14 protein-coding genes are annotated in these 15,356 nt (G+C 61.5%); 3 read left to right on the top strand and 11 right to left on the bottom strand.

Features of this window, described 5'->3' with window-relative positions:
• The first annotated feature begins 84 nt into the window (after positions 1–84).
• The gene (locus tag QM649_RS00675) at positions 85–2,118 is read left to right on the top strand and encodes a DUF6600 domain-containing protein (protein WP_415197067.1); all 2,034 of its coding nucleotides are present in this window, start codon (positions 85–87) and stop codon (positions 2,116–2,118) included.
• A gap of 72 nt (positions 2,119–2,190) precedes the next feature.
• On the opposite strand, the gene QM649_RS00670 is transcribed toward QM649_RS00675, so the two are convergent.
• From QM649_RS00670 to QM649_RS00650, 5 genes are all read right to left on the bottom strand, one after another.
• Positions 2,191–3,039 carry a DUF4097 family beta strand repeat-containing protein gene (locus QM649_RS00670; protein WP_415197066.1) on the bottom strand — a complete coding sequence of 283 codons (849 nt, stop codon included), beginning with the start codon at positions 3,037–3,039 and terminating at the stop codon, positions 2,191–2,193.
• A gap of 210 nt (positions 3,040–3,249) precedes the next feature.
• Positions 3,250–4,248, bottom strand: coding sequence for a hypothetical protein (locus QM649_RS00665; protein ID WP_415197065.1), 999 nt, complete (start codon positions 4,246–4,248; stop codon positions 3,250–3,252).
• Positions 4,249–4,691: 443 nt separating this feature from the next.
• Positions 4,692–5,627: an ABC transporter permease gene (locus tag QM649_RS00660; RefSeq protein WP_415197064.1), complete on the bottom strand. Its 936-nt coding sequence runs from the start codon at positions 5,625–5,627 to the stop codon at positions 4,692–4,694.
• Positions 5,627–7,051, bottom strand: a complete 1,425-nt coding sequence (locus QM649_RS00655; protein WP_415197063.1) for a hemolysin family protein — start codon at positions 7,049–7,051, stop codon at positions 5,627–5,629. The genes QM649_RS00660 and QM649_RS00655 overlap by 1 nt, the downstream gene beginning before the upstream one ends.
• 402 nt (positions 7,052–7,453) lie before the next feature.
• Positions 7,454–7,897 carry an acyl-CoA thioesterase gene (locus QM649_RS00650; RefSeq protein ID WP_415197062.1) on the bottom strand — a complete coding sequence of 148 codons (444 nt, stop codon included), beginning with the start codon at positions 7,895–7,897 and terminating at the stop codon, positions 7,454–7,456.
• 63 nt (positions 7,898–7,960) lie between these two features.
• Here QM649_RS00650 and QM649_RS00645 point away from each other — a divergent pair, with 63 nt between their 5' ends.
• Positions 7,961–8,293, top strand: coding sequence for a CHY zinc finger protein (locus QM649_RS00645; protein ID WP_415197061.1), 333 nt, complete (start codon positions 7,961–7,963; stop codon positions 8,291–8,293).
• 54 nt (positions 8,294–8,347) lie between these two features.
• Here the strand turns inward: QM649_RS00645 and QM649_RS00640 are convergent, their stop codons facing one another.
• The 4 genes from QM649_RS00640 to QM649_RS00625 form a co-directional block, all read right to left on the bottom strand.
• Positions 8,348–8,824, bottom strand: a complete 477-nt coding sequence (locus QM649_RS00640) for a GAF domain-containing protein (RefSeq protein WP_415197060.1) — start codon at positions 8,822–8,824, stop codon at positions 8,348–8,350.
• A gap of 100 nt (positions 8,825–8,924) precedes the next feature.
• Positions 8,925–10,298, bottom strand: coding sequence for an RIP metalloprotease RseP (gene rseP / locus QM649_RS00635; RefSeq protein WP_415197059.1), 1,374 nt, complete (start codon positions 10,296–10,298; stop codon positions 8,925–8,927).
• A gap of 86 nt (positions 10,299–10,384) precedes the next feature.
• Positions 10,385–11,572: a 1-deoxy-D-xylulose-5-phosphate reductoisomerase gene (locus QM649_RS00630; RefSeq protein ID WP_415197058.1), complete on the bottom strand. Its 1,188-nt coding sequence runs from the start codon at positions 11,570–11,572 to the stop codon at positions 10,385–10,387.
• Between the two features lie 37 nt (positions 11,573–11,609).
• The gene (locus QM649_RS00625) at positions 11,610–12,434 is read right to left on the bottom strand and encodes a phosphatidate cytidylyltransferase (protein ID WP_415197057.1); all 825 of its coding nucleotides are present in this window, start codon (positions 12,432–12,434) and stop codon (positions 11,610–11,612) included.
• A 183-nt stretch (positions 12,435–12,617) separates the two neighbouring features.
• On the opposite strand from QM649_RS00625, the gene QM649_RS00620 reads away from it, so the two are divergent.
• The gene (locus QM649_RS00620) at positions 12,618–13,562 is read left to right on the top strand and encodes a hypothetical protein (protein ID WP_415197056.1); all 945 of its coding nucleotides are present in this window, start codon (positions 12,618–12,620) and stop codon (positions 13,560–13,562) included.
• Positions 13,563–13,631: 69 nt separating this feature from the next.
• Here QM649_RS00620 and QM649_RS00615 read toward each other — a convergent pair whose 3' ends face one another.
• Both QM649_RS00615 and QM649_RS00610 read right to left on the bottom strand, forming a co-directional pair.
• Positions 13,632–14,468, bottom strand: coding sequence for an isoprenyl transferase (locus QM649_RS00615; protein ID WP_415197055.1), 837 nt, complete (start codon positions 14,466–14,468; stop codon positions 13,632–13,634).
• Positions 14,469–14,660: 192 nt separating this feature from the next.
• Entirely contained in the window at positions 14,661–15,272 is a 612-nt protein-coding gene (locus QM649_RS00610; protein ID WP_415197054.1) for a flavin reductase family protein, read from the bottom strand.
• Positions 15,273–15,356: the final 84 nt, after the last annotated feature.

Raw genomic sequence — 15,356 nt, 5'->3', positions numbered from 1 at the left:
GTAGTTCTTGCCTCGCGAGCTCTCTCCGTTGTTCACCGCGCAGGCGTCAGAGGAACGGTAGCACTTCACGGAGAAAACCCACGTATGAACCGGTTAAGAACGATACCTGCGTTAGCTGCGGCCGTTGCAGCTGCCGCACTGCTATTCGCCCCAGCGCTCCATGCGCAGGAGATGGATCCGCCTGCGCGCGTTGCGAGAATTGGATATTTGCAGGGCGTAGTGTCCCTGCAGCCTTCAGGTGTGGATGCCTGGAATGCAGCTCCGCCCAACTATCCGATGATCAGCGGCGATCGCCTTTATACCGATCCCGGATCGCGGGCCGTCATTCAGCTCGGGGCCTCCGATGTGAGAATGTGGGGCGGTACCGATGTGACCCTGACGAATCTCACCGACAACTATGAACAGATCGGACTCGCTTCGGGCTCAGTGCATGTGCGCGTATTCGCCATCGATCCGCAGAACGTGATCGAAGTCGATACGCCAAACGGTGCAGTGATCATCGAGCAGCCCGGGGACTATCGCATTAACGCGTACGCTCCGGATGCTTCTCTGGTATCTGTGGACGCGGGTGCTGTGCAGGTCACGGGACCGGGAGTGAATCAGGAGGTTGTACAGGGGCAGGCAGTGCAGCTGTATGGCACGAATCCGCTGGAGCTGGGCCTTGTCCAGACGCCGGGCTACGACGAGCTCGACCGCTGGTCGATGGATCGCGATCGGCACATCCTGAACTCGATTTCCGCGCGCTATGTCAGCCGCGAGATGCCCGGTTATGACGATCTGGATGACTACGGCAACTGGTCGGTGACGCCCGACTATGGGCCGGTGTGGTATCCCACGAACGTCGGCATGGGTTGGCAGCCGTACACCGTGGGCCACTGGGCGTATGTGGCGCCATGGGGCTACACCTGGGTGGACGATGCTCCCTGGGGATACGCGCCATTCCATTATGGACGCTGGGCGGTGATCGGAGGCCGCTGGGGATGGGTACCTGGGCCGCCTGCGGCGCGTCCGGTTTATTCGCCCGCGCTGGTGGCCTTTGTTGGCGCACCGGGCTTCTCGGTTGGGATCAATATCGGCGGAGGCGCCGGTGTTGCCGCGTGGTTCCCGCTGGGCGTGGCCGAACCGTATGTGCCGTGGTACCAGTGCTCGCCGCGTTACGTGACGAACGTGAACGTGACCAACGTGAATGTGACCGTCATCAAAAATGTGACGGTGATCAACAACTACAACACTTTCATCACAAATACGCGCAACGTCACGAATGTAAACCAGATCAACGTCACCAACGTGAACTATGTGAACCGGCAGCGCGTGGTGGCAGTCCCGGCAAACAACTTCGCGGCAGGCGGACGGGTGCAGCCCGTGCGGCTGAATCAGGCTCAGGTGCAGCAGATTGCGCGTGCTCCCATCGTGGTGGCTCGTCCTCCGGCACCGGCTCCGCAGCGTCCGCTTCTGCAGGCCCGCCCTGCGGCATCCGTCGCCCGGCCTGCGGCTCGTCCCGCGCTGATGACACCGCATGGAAAGGTTGTTGCTACCCCGGTCGCCAATCGCCCCGCGGCTCGTCCGGTGTCGCTGCCGAAACCACAGCCCGCGGCAGCCATCAAGCCGGCGACGCGGCCTATCGCTCCCGATCTGAAGCCTGCGGCTCCTGCCGGCAATGCGGCTCGTCCTGCGGCTCCGGCAAACAATAATGCACGGCCTGCGGCAGGAAATGCTGCAAGACCGGCAGCGCCCGTAAACAATACTGCCCGGCCTACATCTCCGGGGAACAACAACTCCCATCCCGCGGCTCCAGCTGAGGCAGCTCGTCCGGCGGGGAACAACGGTCGTCCGGCAACGGCACCTGCAGCTAACGCGCCTCGTCCCGCTGAGCCAGCCTCGAGTGCGCGTCCGGCACAACAGGCAGGGCGGCCAGAGCAGCCCGCTGTTCGACCTGCAACCCGACCAGAGCAGCCTGCTGCAAAGCCCGGGCAGCCTGAGGCCCGTCCGGCGCGTCCCGGACAGCCCGCTCAACAGGCTCGTCCGCAGCAAAAGCCATTGACGAAGCAACAGCAGGATGAGCTGAGGAAACGGCAGGAGGAGCAGAAGAAAGAAGAGCAGGAAAAACAGCCGCAGTAGGAATGCAGGAAAAGCAGAACGGCCTCGCTCCGAAGCACATTCGGGGCGAGGCCGTTCTGTTTGTGGGTGTAATTAGCGGATGCGTACGTCGCCGGAGCCGGTTTCGATACGGACCACGGGACCACCGCCGTTGATGTCGCCAGTAATGTGGTGGCGTTCGAGGCTGCCGTGCGTCGAGATCGGCGGATCGCTATGGATGGAGCCCGACCCGGTGGTCGCATCGAGGGTGAATTTTGCTCGCCCGCCGGTATCGAGCGAAATGGAACCCGATCCAGTCTCAAGCTTCCAGTTGGTTGAGGGGTTGCCCGCGATATCGATATCGCCCGATCCGGTCTGGGCATAGAGCGCGCCGTCCACACCGCTCAGCCGGATGGAGCCGGAGCCGGTTTCGGCCTTTACATCGGGCGTGCCGTGCAACTCGGCGTGAATATCGCCGGAGCCTGTGCCCAGGGCCACGCGGCCGGTGAAGCCGTTGGCCTCGATCGAGCCCGATCCGGTCTGTGCCTTGAGGGGGCCGTTCAGCTCGCGCAGTTGCAGGTCGCCGGATCCGGAGCTGGCATCGAGCACCGTGCCGCGCGGCGCAGTGATTTCATAGTCGATCGAGATGTTGTGGTAGTTGGTGTGCTTGCCGATCTCAACGCTGTTGCCGTTCTGCTCAATGGGAGGGTTGTCGACGACCTGCTTGACGGCATCCTCGGGCGAACCGCCCCAGTTGCCCCAACCATGGCCCGCATGCACGTGACCGATGATATGAATCTGCCCGTCGGATCCGGGCGACACGTGGATATATCCAGCGCCGGTGGAGACCGAGAGCGAAACGCCTCCGCCAACGTGCAGGGTCTTATCGAAGTTGCCATCGGCGGCGAGCATTGCGGCAGGGGATGCGGCGAGCAGCGCGGCTGCGATCCAGGTGTATTTCATGGTCTCTCCTTCAATTTGGAAGCGGAACCGGACGAGCAGATGCTTCCCACGCATCCGGATACGCAGGCGCAGGCAAATTGGTTCCCAAGGTTCTCAGCTCAACCTATTGGGTCGTGCAATGACTAGTCTTTTCTTTGATTGAGGATCGTGCCCGGGAGCAGAAGATTTCCTCTATGCTCACTGCAATATGCAGATCGAGGGGCTAGAGCGCTACTTTTTCTTCAAGACCGACAAGCGGCAAAGAACATCTTTCCCTTCTGCCTTGAGCAGTTCAATCGCCGCCTGTTTCAGAGCCTCCGTTACTTGAGGGGAGAACTGTGTTTTGCCGCCAACCCGTCTTCCTTTGAATTTCTTCCGGATATGTTTCATCGAGCGCGATCGCACGTTTAGCCGGATGGCGTCCGCTTGTCGTTTTTTTCGGTTCTGATCGATGCCATGCAACTCATCTCGCTCCACCCGGCGGAGATCGGCGGATCCGCCATCCTTTTTTGCACCCAGGAAGCTGGCGGTGCTCTTGTTGGGCCCTTTCGTGAAGGAGTCTTCAAACGTACTCCGCCCAGCCTGTATATTCTCGCTTTCTACTTGGAAAGCCTGGAGTCCGAGTGTCGCGCGCTCATACTCCGAGCCGCAGCTGATGCTCATTAGCGCAAAGCCCTTCTTTTGCTGCTCCTCGGTCCAGCTTGGAGGGATGGTTCCCTGTGCGAAGCTCTGGAAGTGCGCGAAGGCTTCTTTCTCTGTCTCATCCTTCCCCTTGAGTTTTTCGAAGTCTTCATAAGACGGGCTGTCCTGAGTGCCGGCATAAAAGAGCAGATAATTGCCTGGATTTCTGTGAGTCTTGTGCATCAGCCGGTAATTCGTCTTCATGCTATTGCTCTTGGGGTATTTCGTATAAACAGTCGTTTCTCCCCGATCGATGGTTCGATCCATGACCTTCACGACATCGCGTGCGCTCTTGACCCGAAGATACTTCCTGCCTTTGAGGGTGGGATGTTCTTCATCTGACTCTTCCGCGTCGGAGAATACCTCTTCCTCAATCGCCGTCTGTCCGCCGAGATAGAAGGACCGAATGACTGTGTCATCATCTACTTCGTTTAAGAGGTCGACCTCGATTTCTTCCTCTGGGCTGGCTTTTTCCGCTTCCATTCGTTGAATAGCGGCGAAGGTTGCCGTTTTTACCGGCGGCGTCGCCCAAGCAAGGGATCTCTGCAACTTGGGTTGAGTGGGCGCAGACACTGCTGGCAGGTGGTACGGGAAGGGCGAGCCTCCCCGATGCACTGGAGAAGCCATGGCCGCAAGTGCAGGAGGCGCTCCACGGCTAGCCATACGGGGCAAGATTGGCGACTGGCTTGGCGTGGCTGCGGGGCGATAGACGGGAGGTGCTCCCCCAAGGTGAATCGGCGCGGCGGAAGGAGAAAACGCTACTGGACTCCGGCCGCCTGCCATCTTGGGCTGAGCCGCAGCCGATGCGTTTGGGCGATACACGGGAGGTGCGCCGCCTGCGTAGACAGGCGCACTCGTTGTGGAGAACAATCTAGGCGTTTCCACAGGCAAAGATCGATATCCGATGCCAGGTCGCTGATTCGTCATCCTTGCGAAAGAGCTTACATCAGTAAGAGCTTTCCGGCTGGAATTTTCGGCTTCCGAGTGTTCGATCAGCCGCGGATGCGGGGATTCACGAGGAGGTAGAGCACGTCCGTGGCCAGGTTCACCAGCACGTAGGTGACGCCAACGGCGAGAATGCATCCCTGGAGCAGGGCATAGTCACGGTTCGAGATAGCATCGACGGTAAGGCGGCCGATGCCGGGCCAACTGAAAATCTTCTCGGTGACGATGGCTCCGGCGAGCAGTGCGCCGAACTGGAGGCCGACCAGCGTGATGACGGGGATCAGCGCGTTGCGAAGGGCATGGCGATAGACCACCGTGCGCTCGGGCAAGCCTTTGGCGCGCGCGGTGCGGATGTAGTCCTGGCCCAGCTCTTCGAGCATGGCCGTGCGCACCATGCGGGTCAGGATGGCGGCCAGCGCGCTGCCCATGGTGGTGGCAGGTAGTACGAGATGAGCGGGGCTGTCCGCGCCGCTCACCGGCAGCCAGCCTAGCCGGATGGAAACCAGCAGGACGAGGATGGGACCGAGCGCGAATCCCGGAAACGAGAGCCCAAAGAGGCTGATGACGCTGAGCGCCCGGTCCTGCCAGCGATCGCGATGGGTCGCGCTGGCGATTCCGGCAGGGACGGCCAGTGCGAGCGCTACGATCAGCGCAGCAACGGTGAGCTCGACCGTGTAGGGATAGCGCGACAGGACGAGATGCGTGACCGAGTCCTTGAGCCGCAGCGATTGCCCGAGGTCGCCATGCAGCACGCCGCGCCAGTAGTGCAGATACTGCGTGTGCAGTGGCAGGTCGAGGCCGTAGACATGGCGCAGGGCGGAGATATCGGCAGGGCGTGCGCCATCGCCGAGCATCTGCTGGATCGGGTCGCCGGGAACGAGGTGAATGAGCAGGAAGACGACGGAGACAACCAGCCACACTACGGGCACGGTGTAGAGCAGGCGCAGGAGCAAAGCGCGCAGGGCGCGGTGGGACTGGGCCATCAGCGGGCGTGCTCCAAAGGCTGCGACGGAGAGCGGGCTGGCTTGCGCTGTGGCGCGGCTGGTTTCATCGCGCCCGCTGCCGGTTCCTCCGGGATTGTCTCGATGCGGATCCGGCTGATGCGATGGCCGTTCATCTCGAGAATGGTGAAGCGGCGCCCTTCGAACTCGATGATCTCACCGCCCGTGGGGATTTTCCCGAGGCGGGCAAGCAGGAAGCCGGCCAGGGTTTCCACGCCGCCGTCGCGGGGCAGGCTCCACTGCATCTGGGTCTCAAGGTCGCGGAGGTTCACGCCGCCATCGAGGACAAGGCTGCCACTGGCGTTGGTGAGCACGGCTTTCGCTGCTACATCGAATTCGTCATCCACCTCGCCGATGAGCTGTTCGATGGCATCTTCGACGGTAACCAGGCCAACGGTCGAGCCGTATTCATCGACAACGATGGCCAGGTGGCGTCGGCGCTGCTGGAACTCACGCATCAGGTCGAGGACAGGCTTGGTCTCAGGAACGACGAGTACTTCGCGCATGACCTGCTTGAGACGAAGATCGACAAAGGGAGCCTGTTTGAAGCGAGTGCGGGCCGAGGCGCGGAAGTGCATCAGGCGGGAGATGTCTTTCGAATAGACCAGGCCGACGATCGACTCCGGTCCCTTGGCCGGGTCATAGACGGGAACGCGGGAGTGCTGCTCTTCAATGATGCGGGCGCTGGCGTCTTCAATTAGCAGGTCAAACGGCAGAGAGAAGATGCGCTGGCGCGGAGTCATGATTTCGCGCGTGGGGATTTCGCCGACTTCCACGGCGCGATGGATCAGGGATTCCTGATACGCGGGCAGCGCGCCGGTGCGCCGCGCGGCGGTGGCGATGAGCTTTAGCTCTTCCGGAGAATGCGCCGAGGATTCGTGCGCCATCGGCGTATGGAAGAGGTACAGCACGATGCGTGCCGAGTTGTTCATCAGGCGTACGGCCGGGCGCGTGAGGCGGATGAACACATCCATCGGGCCGGCAACGGCGACGGCCATCTGCTCGGTCTTGCGCAGCGCCAGCGCCTTGGGCACCAGTTCTCCCAGCAGAACGTGAAAATAGGTAATAAAGGCGAAGGCGACCGGCACGGCAATAAGGTGCGCGTAGAGATGCGCATGCGGGATCGCGTCGAGCCACGCAACGAGGACGTCGGCGACGGCAGGCTCGCCTACCCAGCCGAGTGCCAGGCTGCACAGGGTGACGCCGAGCTGGACGGCAGGCAGAAAATCGTCCAGGTGCTGCTGCAGCCGCCGCACGAGCGCGGCTCCGGGACGGCGCTGCGCGATGAGCTGTTCGATACGGGTCTCGCGCACGCTGACCAGGGCGAGCTCGGCGGCCACGAAAAAGCCATTGGCCAGAATGAGCACGACGATGGAGGCGCCACGGAGGAACAGGAACTGGAGCATCGGTTGCATTCCAGTCTATCGCGGGCAGGGAAAAGGACGGTTACTTCGGAATGGCGGATCCGTGAATGGGCAGGCTGAAACAGCGCGAGGCGAGCTTAGGCTGGAGGCATTTTTCTTTGCCGGTTCTGTCGCAGTAGAAAGGTGCAGTGCTGCATTGCACTCCGGTGCGGGTCGCGCCAAAACGCGACAAAGCCCGGAAAGTGCGACCAACACTCTCCGGGCCTTCTTAGCAAAGGAGGACGCATATGAGGTTTAGGCTCAAATGCGACGTTCGCGTGTCCGTACGCGAATTGCTCGTATTTGCTGCCATCGTCGCCGCGATCGTAAAGCTGATTCGGCGATAGCCCATTGCCATTATCGTGGGGCAAGAGGTTGGAGGACCGACCCCACACTGCGCCTATTCTAATCCTGCGCGGACGAAACCTCGGCCAGCGTTCCGCGCATGGCATGGGCATAGCGGTCGGGCAGGTTCCGTTTCTGCATATTGCGTCCGACACAGACGTGGGCAGTTTCGGCTTCGGCGAGAAGTACCTCCGCTCCTGACTCCATGCGGAGCAGTCGGTAGCCGAATTTCACGATAGGGCCGCGGAGGAGCTTCACGCGGGTTTCGATCACCACCTCGTCGTCATAACGAGCAGGGGAGCGGTAGCGGCAGGAGGCTTCGACGACGGGGAGATGGCAGTCGTCCTCGACTTCCATGCTCTTGTAGTCGTGGCCCAGCTGACGGAAGAACTCGACGCGGCCGATCTCACACCAGACAAAATAATTAGCGTGGTAAACGACGCCCATCTGGTCGGTTTCGGCGTAGCGCACGCGGATGGTAGCGCGCGCGATAGGGGATGTCATGCGGACTCCTTAACAGGCTTTAGGGTATCAGCGCGTTGCTCCGCAATGTGGTCAGATGGAGAGATGGAACGACCCCAGGTTCACGGTCTCAATCTCGATGCCGAAACGCGCTGTACGCACTGGCATTCGCCGCTCGATGTCATTGCCATCCGTATGGCGTGCTGCGGCGAGTATTACGCCTGCAAGGATTGCCATGAGGCGATGGCAGGACATTCGATTGCGGTATGGCCGCGCGATCAGCGGGAGACAAAGGCCGTGCTGTGCGGGGTGTGCGGCACGGAGTTGACGATTGCCGCGTATCTCGCCAGCGGCTACGCCTGCCCGGAGTGCGGCGCCGGGTTCAACCCCGGCTGCCGAAATCACTACGAGTTTTATTTCGAATCGACCGAAGGCTGAGGTCTGCCTATCCCGGCTCAAGCCAAAAGCAGGCTTGAATGGGCCACCGTCGGGTTACTTTGTGCGTTCGACGTAGCTGCCGACGATCTTCGCGCACTGCTCGAGGAAGTCGCGGTCCGCAGCGGTAAAGGCTGCGAGGTTGTGGCTGTCGATATCGATTTCGCCGATGACTTTGCCGTGCGCATGGATGGGTACGACGATTTCCGAGCGGGTTTCGAGCGAGCAGGCCAGGTAGCGGGGATCACTGTTCACGTCGTCGACGATGACGGTCTGATCCTGGGCCACGGCTGCGCCACAGATGCCCTGGTGAACCGGGATGCGGACGTGCTCGGTGGGCGCACCGCGATAGGGGCCAAGAACCAGCGTCTCGGCATCCTCGGGATCGAGCATGTAGAAGCCGGTCCAGTTGTAATAGAAAAGCCGCGCGGGGATGAGCTCAACGAGAAACTCCTGTAACGCGTTGAGGCTGGGCGCGGTGGCGGCAAAGGCCTTGAGCTCGGCGAGGATCAGCGGAAAGACGTTCTCTGACATAGCAAATATTGGATGAGGATACGGCAACTTCGATGCGGAGCGTGAAAAAGCCGAAGGGGCACAGCGGACTGTGCCCCTTCGGCTTTGGTTTTTCTGAAGCCTACGGCTTGAGCTTCGAGAGGATGTTGAGCTTGGCGACGTCGTTGAACATCACAAACGCTGCGAAGAGAATCAGCATCACGAAGGCGACCTGGTAGACGCGCTCCTTAAAGTCCTGGTTGAGATCGCGGCGCAGCGTGCCTTCGATCAGGAGCAGCAGGATCATGCCGCCGTCGAGGATCGGGATCGGCAGCAGGTTGAAGATGCCGAGGTTCAGGCTGATAAGCGACATCAGCGCGATCAGAGGCTGCCAGCCGGGCATGGTGACGGCTTCGCCGGTCTCGCGGGCGATGCCGATGGGACCGCTCAGCTGTTGCATGTTCGAGCGATGCGTGACCAGCCGCTTCAACACGTCGAGGATGTAGCCCGAGTTATCGCGATTGAAGACGAAGGACTCGCGGACAGCGGCGGCAATCGGAAGCTGCTCGACGTGGAAGGGCGCCTGTGCAGGGTGGAAGCCGAGGCGATAGCCCATGCGGCCCGTGCCGTCGTCACCCCAGATGGGCTGCGCAGTCAGGTTCAGGGTTTGAGCCTTGCGGATGGCTACAATCTGAACCGGCTTGCCCTGGGTCTGCTGAAGGACGGCCATGACGGCGGAGACAGAGTGGACCGTCTGACCGTTGATCGAAGCGATGGCGTCGCCGGTCTTCAGGCCAGCCTTGTCTGCCGGGTTGCCGGGCATCACGTCACGCACGCCGAGGGGGCCGTTCTGCTCCTTGGGAAGCAGTCCGATGGACTCGATCTCGAAGTCGCCGCCGTGTGTGGAGTCCGTGAGATAGAGCTGGGTGTTGTAGGTCTGCGTCTGGCCGTTGACGACGCGCTCCACGGTGACCGGGACGGAGGAGTTCACGTCCAGCGCCGCGCGCATGCGGACCTGCTCCCAGGTGGGATTCTTGTCCTTGTCGAAGCGGACAATGCGGTCGCCTGCCTGGAGGCCGGCGCGTCCGGCCGGGGAATCCTGCGGGATGAAGTCGGTAACAGCGGGGCCGGAAAGGTAGTTCTCGACCTCGTTATGCATCATGTAGAGGCCGGTCATGAGCACGAAGGCCAGGATGAAGTTGGCCACTGGACCAGCCAGGCCGATGAGCACACGCTGCCAGCGCGGATGCGAGGCGAATTCGTCGGGATCGCCGGTACGTGCTTCTCCCGGATTCTCGCCGGCCATCTTCACATAACCGCCCAGGGGCAGCAGGCTGAGGCGATAGTCGGTGTCTCCGCGACGGAAGCCGAAGAGGCGCTTGCCGAAGCCGATGGAGAAGACTTCGACGCGCACGCCGAAGAACTTGGCCACGGCAAAGTGGCCGAACTCGTGCACCAGCACCATGATGCCGAGCACGATGAGCATGGAAACGATGGCGGTCAACGCAAATGACATAGATTCGGTAGGTTCCTACGTATGCGGATCACCCGTCTGCCGGTGGGGACAACGCCAGCTTCCGGATGGGCAGGACCGGAACAGCTCTAGGCGCCGATGGGGGCAGATGTCCGGCCAGCCGTTGCAACGATACGCCGTGCTGCCTCGCGGGCCTCAGTATCCAGGGCGAGCACTTCGGCGATCGTGGTCGGATGGGTCTCGGGGGTTTCCTCTAATACTGCCTCAATTGTACGCGGGATGGCTGTAAAGGGGATGGCTCTTTCGAGGAAGGCCGCAACCGCGATCTCATCGGCGGCATTCAGGGCAATAGTATGCGCGCCACCGATTTCGGCTGCTTCATAGGCCAGCCGTAGGCAGGGAAAGCGTTCAAAATCAGGCGTTTGGAAGTTCAGCTGCGAAAGTGCCGCCATGTCGAAGGTCAGGTTGGAGACCGGCCGCTCGGGGTAGGCCATCGCATACAGGATTGGCAGCCGCATGTCGGTGACCGAAATCTGGGCGAGGATGCTGCCGTCTACGTACTCGACGAGCGAGTGCACGGTGGATTCCGGATGCACGGTCACCTTGACCTGCGACGGAGGCATGTCGAAGAGGCGGCAGGCTTCGATGATTTCGAGACCCTTATTCAGCAGTGTGGCCGAATCGATGGTGATGCGGCGGCCCATGACCCACGTAGGGTGCTTGAGCGCCTGCTCCACGGTGATGTGCTCGAACTCGGCAAGCGGCTTGTTGCGGAAAGGACCGCCTGAGGCGGTCAGCCAGATCTGTTTGATCTCGCCGCGTTCGCCGGCGCGCATGCACTGGTGAACGGCGTTGTGCTCTGAGTCGATAGGCAATAGAGGGACATTGCGTTCGCGGGCAGCAGCGGTAAGGATTTCTCCTGCTGCCACCATGGCTTCCTTGTTCGCCAGGCCGATGGGCTTGCCGGCGAGGACCGCGGCGTAGGTGGCTTCAAGCCCCGCGACACCCACGATCGCCGAGACAACGAAGTCAGCCTCGGGCAGGGTTGCGACGCGAACGGTGCCCGAGGTGCCGTGGACGATTTCGATGCCGGTTACTGAGGCTTCCCGCAGCCGCTTCGAAAGTTGGTCGGCCAGCTCGGCGGTGGCCACGGACATAACAGCCGGGCACCAGCGAACAGCCTGGCGAAATGCCTCATCGAGATTCTGCCCTGCGGCGAGCGAAGCTACGGCGTAGCGGTCGGGGAAGGATTCAATGATGCTGAGTGTGCTCTGACCGATGGAGCCGGTGGAACCGAGGATGGCAATCCGTTTCAACTTGTTAAGTCCGTCAATCAAAAAGACTTGTGCGCGGTTAAAAGGTCTGCTGCGCTAATAGAGCGTACCACAGCACGGGGGCGGCGAGCAGCAGCGCGTCGATACGGTCGAGGATACCGCCGTGCCCGGGGAGCAGGGTGCCGGAATCCTTGACGCCGGCACCGCGCTTGATCGCCGACTCGATCAGATCCCCGACCTGTGCAGCTACGTTCAGCAGGATGGCGAGGAAGATCCAGCGAAAGAGGGAGCCCGGATAAGAGAGGATCTCGATATTGCGGGCATTGAGCGCCTGGGCCAGGAAGACAACGCCAACGCCAATAAGGACGCTTCCGCCAATAGAGGCAATGGAGCCTTCCCAGCTCTTGCCGGGGCTGATCGACGGGGCGAGCTTACGCTTGCCGAAAGAGCGGCCGACATAAAGCGCGGCAATGTCGCCGGTCCAGACCACAAAAAAGAGGAAGAGCAGCAGCGATGGGCCGTTTTCCTGTGCGCTGATGAGCGGAATCGTCGCCAGGGAAAGGCCGGTATAGAGCACGCCGAAGACGGAGAACGCAGCATCGGGTAGCGCGCGGGCGAGCGGTGAACGAAAGGCCGAGATCGTGAGCAGCGCGAGCGCAATAGCGCCCAGCAGCTGCGCGAGCAGCTCCGGACGGTAGAAGACGCAGAGGAAGATCAGCGCAACCGCAACCATGGTGGCAATGCGCGGTGTCTTTGCGCCGAATCCGTCGGCAAGGGCAAGATACTCCCAGAGTGCGAGCTCAGCGACGAGGGCAACGACAGGGGTAATCAGCCAAAACGGGCCTTTGAAGATCAGCAGCAGGACAAGCGGAATCAGAACCGCAGCAGTGAGAACACGTTTCATGCTGAAGTTGAGGATACACGGGCAAGCGGTTGAGTACGCAGCCGCGTCGGGTCTTTAGAGGACATCCGGACGTCCAAGCAACAGATGTTCCGGAATGGGGTTCACAGGAGTGGAGATCGTACTGGTCCGGAAGACCGGTGCGACGGCGGGTCCGTTGATCCGGGCCGGCCAGGGAGCAGAAAGATGAAGATGCGTGAATTGCTTGTAGCGGCGGTGTGTGTGTCTGCTATGGGTTCGGCGGCAATGGCTCAGGACGGTGCGGTGCCATCACAGTCGATCGTCACAGTCATGACCAAGGGTGCAGAGAGCCAGCCCACACTCGACGCGAAGGATTTCAAGGTACAGGTCAATGGCAAGACCGCCCAGATCAATAGCGTGACTCCTCTGCGCGGCGATCGCGCCGGGCTCGAGATGGTGGTCCTGATCGACAGCGGCGCGCGCAACAGCATGGGCCGCAATATGGAAGATATTGCGAAGTTCGTCCAGAGCCAGCCGCTGAGCACCGCGATCGCCATTGCCTATATGCAGAATGGCCGCGCTGTTTTCGCCACGCCATTTACTTCGGATAAGCTGGCAGCGCTCAGGGGACTGCATCTGCCGGGCGGTGTTCCGGGTGAGAGCGCGAGCCCGTATTTCTGCATCTCGGATCTGGCCAAGCAGTGGCCGTCGAATAGCCGCGATGTGCGGCGTGAAGCGGTTGTGATCACCGATGGCTTCGATCCCTACAATCCGCGCTTCGATCCGGATGATCCGTACTTGCAGGCTGCGATCGCGGACTCGGTCAAGGCGGGCATCGTGATCAATGCCATCTTCTGGCATGACCAGGGCTTTGCCAGCCGCACGCTGCGCGGCACGGATACGGGCCAGAACCTGATGTCCCTGCTGACCGATGCCACCGGCGGCAACTACTACTACCAGGGCTTCAGCAATCCGGTGTCGTTCGTTCCGTTCTTTGAGGATCTGCAGCGGCGCCTCAACAACCAATACGAGCTGAGCTTCTCGGCGCCTTTCAAGGGCAACAAGCCGGATGTGGCTTCGCTCAAGGTGAAGCTCGATGTGCCAAACACGAAGCTGACCTCGGCGAGCCGCGTCTTCATGCTGCCGGGCGCTGTGCCGGTAGGCCAGTAAGCCGAAGCGCGAAGAACAGCAAAAGGCCGGAGATCACTCTCCGGCCTTTTTGCTGTCTGGAAAGAGTCGTTACCGCGGAACGAGCGTGTTGCTGGAGGGTTCGTGCGAGATATCCTCCGCGTCGGTGCTGACGCCCAGGCCGCCATAGCGGCGCTCGCGGCGCTGGTAGGCCTCGATGGCCTCGAGCATGTGAATGCCGCGGAAGTCAGGCCATAACCGGTCGGTCACGAAGATCTCAGAGTAGGCGATCTGCCAGAGCAGGTAGTTCGAGATGCGCATCTCTCCCGAGGTGCGGACCAGCAGGTCGGGGTCGGGCATGTGCGCGGTGTAAAGGTGGCGCTGGATGTCCTGCTCGGTGATGGCATCGAGGCTGAGTTCGCCTGCCTTGACCTCGCGGTGCAGGGCACGGAAGGCGTCTACGAGCTCCGAGCGCGCGCCATAGTTGAGGGCCAGGGTGAGGACGGTGCCGGTGTTATGCCGGGTGGCGTCGGCAGCCCACTCCATGCTTTCGCGGACAGCGGGCTCCAGCTCCTGGATGCGGCCGATGTACTGGATGCGCACGTTGTTGTCGTTCATCCGCTGCACGTTATTACTGAGATAGCTGCGCAGCAGGCGCATCAGGAAACTGACTTCGAGACGGGGCCGGCGAAGGTTGTTTTCGAGCGAGAAAGCGTAGAGCGTGAGCCACGGCAGCCCGATACGGGATGCGGTTTCGACGACATACTGTACGGATTCGGCGCCCTGCTGGTGGCCGAGGAAACGTTTCAGGCTTCGCTTGCCGGCCCAGCGGCCATTGCCGTCCATGATGATGGCGACGTGCTGGGGCAGGCGTGCGGGATCGAGGCGGCGATAAACGGCCAGCTCGTCGGCGGGAAGCTCATGAACGCGGCTGAAATTCAGGGACAACCAGGACCTCTATCTCGTTTCGGCCACTGCCGGCGAATTGCCATGCGAAGGCACGTTTGTGTTCCATCTCCATGATAACGGGGGAAGGGCGGGGGAGGCCTGTTCCTCCCTCATGCCTGACCGTAGCACGCGGCCAAGCGCAGGAGCAATGCTAACGCGGACCAATCACGGCGATGGTTCCGGAACTCCCGGCTATTTGGGCCGCGCCATGTCGAAGCGATCCCGGGTGCGGATGTAGGTTGGGCCGCCCATGCGACCCACGGCCTGGAGAAGATCCGGATCGATCTTGTTGCCGTTGAGGACCTTTTCGTCGACATGAAAGCGAAGAACGTCGCCAAAAACGATGATGCCGCCATTGGGCTGGTCGCTGATGGTAAGAATCTGGCGCACGCGGCATTCCATATGGACATGGCTCTCGGCAACGCGGGCCGGCCGGACGAGTTCGCTGGGCAAAGGCGTAAGGCCGGAGAGCTGGAATTCATCGACTTCGGGCGCGACTTCCGCGGCGGTGAGGTTCATCCGGTCGGCGAACTCTTCGGAGACGATATTGACGACGAACTCCCCGATGGCGCGCACGTTGCTCAGTGTGTCCTTGTGGGGCAACGGGCCGGGGCGCACGGTGGTGCAGAAGCAGACGACCGGAGGGTTCGAGCTGCACGCCATGAAATAGCTGAAGGGCGCAAGGTTGGGGATGCCATCCGCGTCGATCGTAGAGACAAAAGCGATGGGGCGCGGCACGATCGCCCCGGTGATGAGCTTGTAGATCTCAGCGCTCGGGTGTTCCGCGGGGTCGATTCGACGCAACAGGCTACTCCTGAACAAAAGGCTGGGGCAGAACGCCAGGCAAACGCAGCGGCGCCGACGCGCAGCGCTGCGGGGAATGATGAG

It is taken from the genome of Silvibacterium sp. (genome assembly GCF_047605705.1).
Taxonomy (GTDB): domain Bacteria; phylum Acidobacteriota; class Terriglobia; order Terriglobales; family Acidobacteriaceae; genus Silvibacterium.
This window is presented reverse-complemented; position numbering and strand designations above follow the sequence as displayed.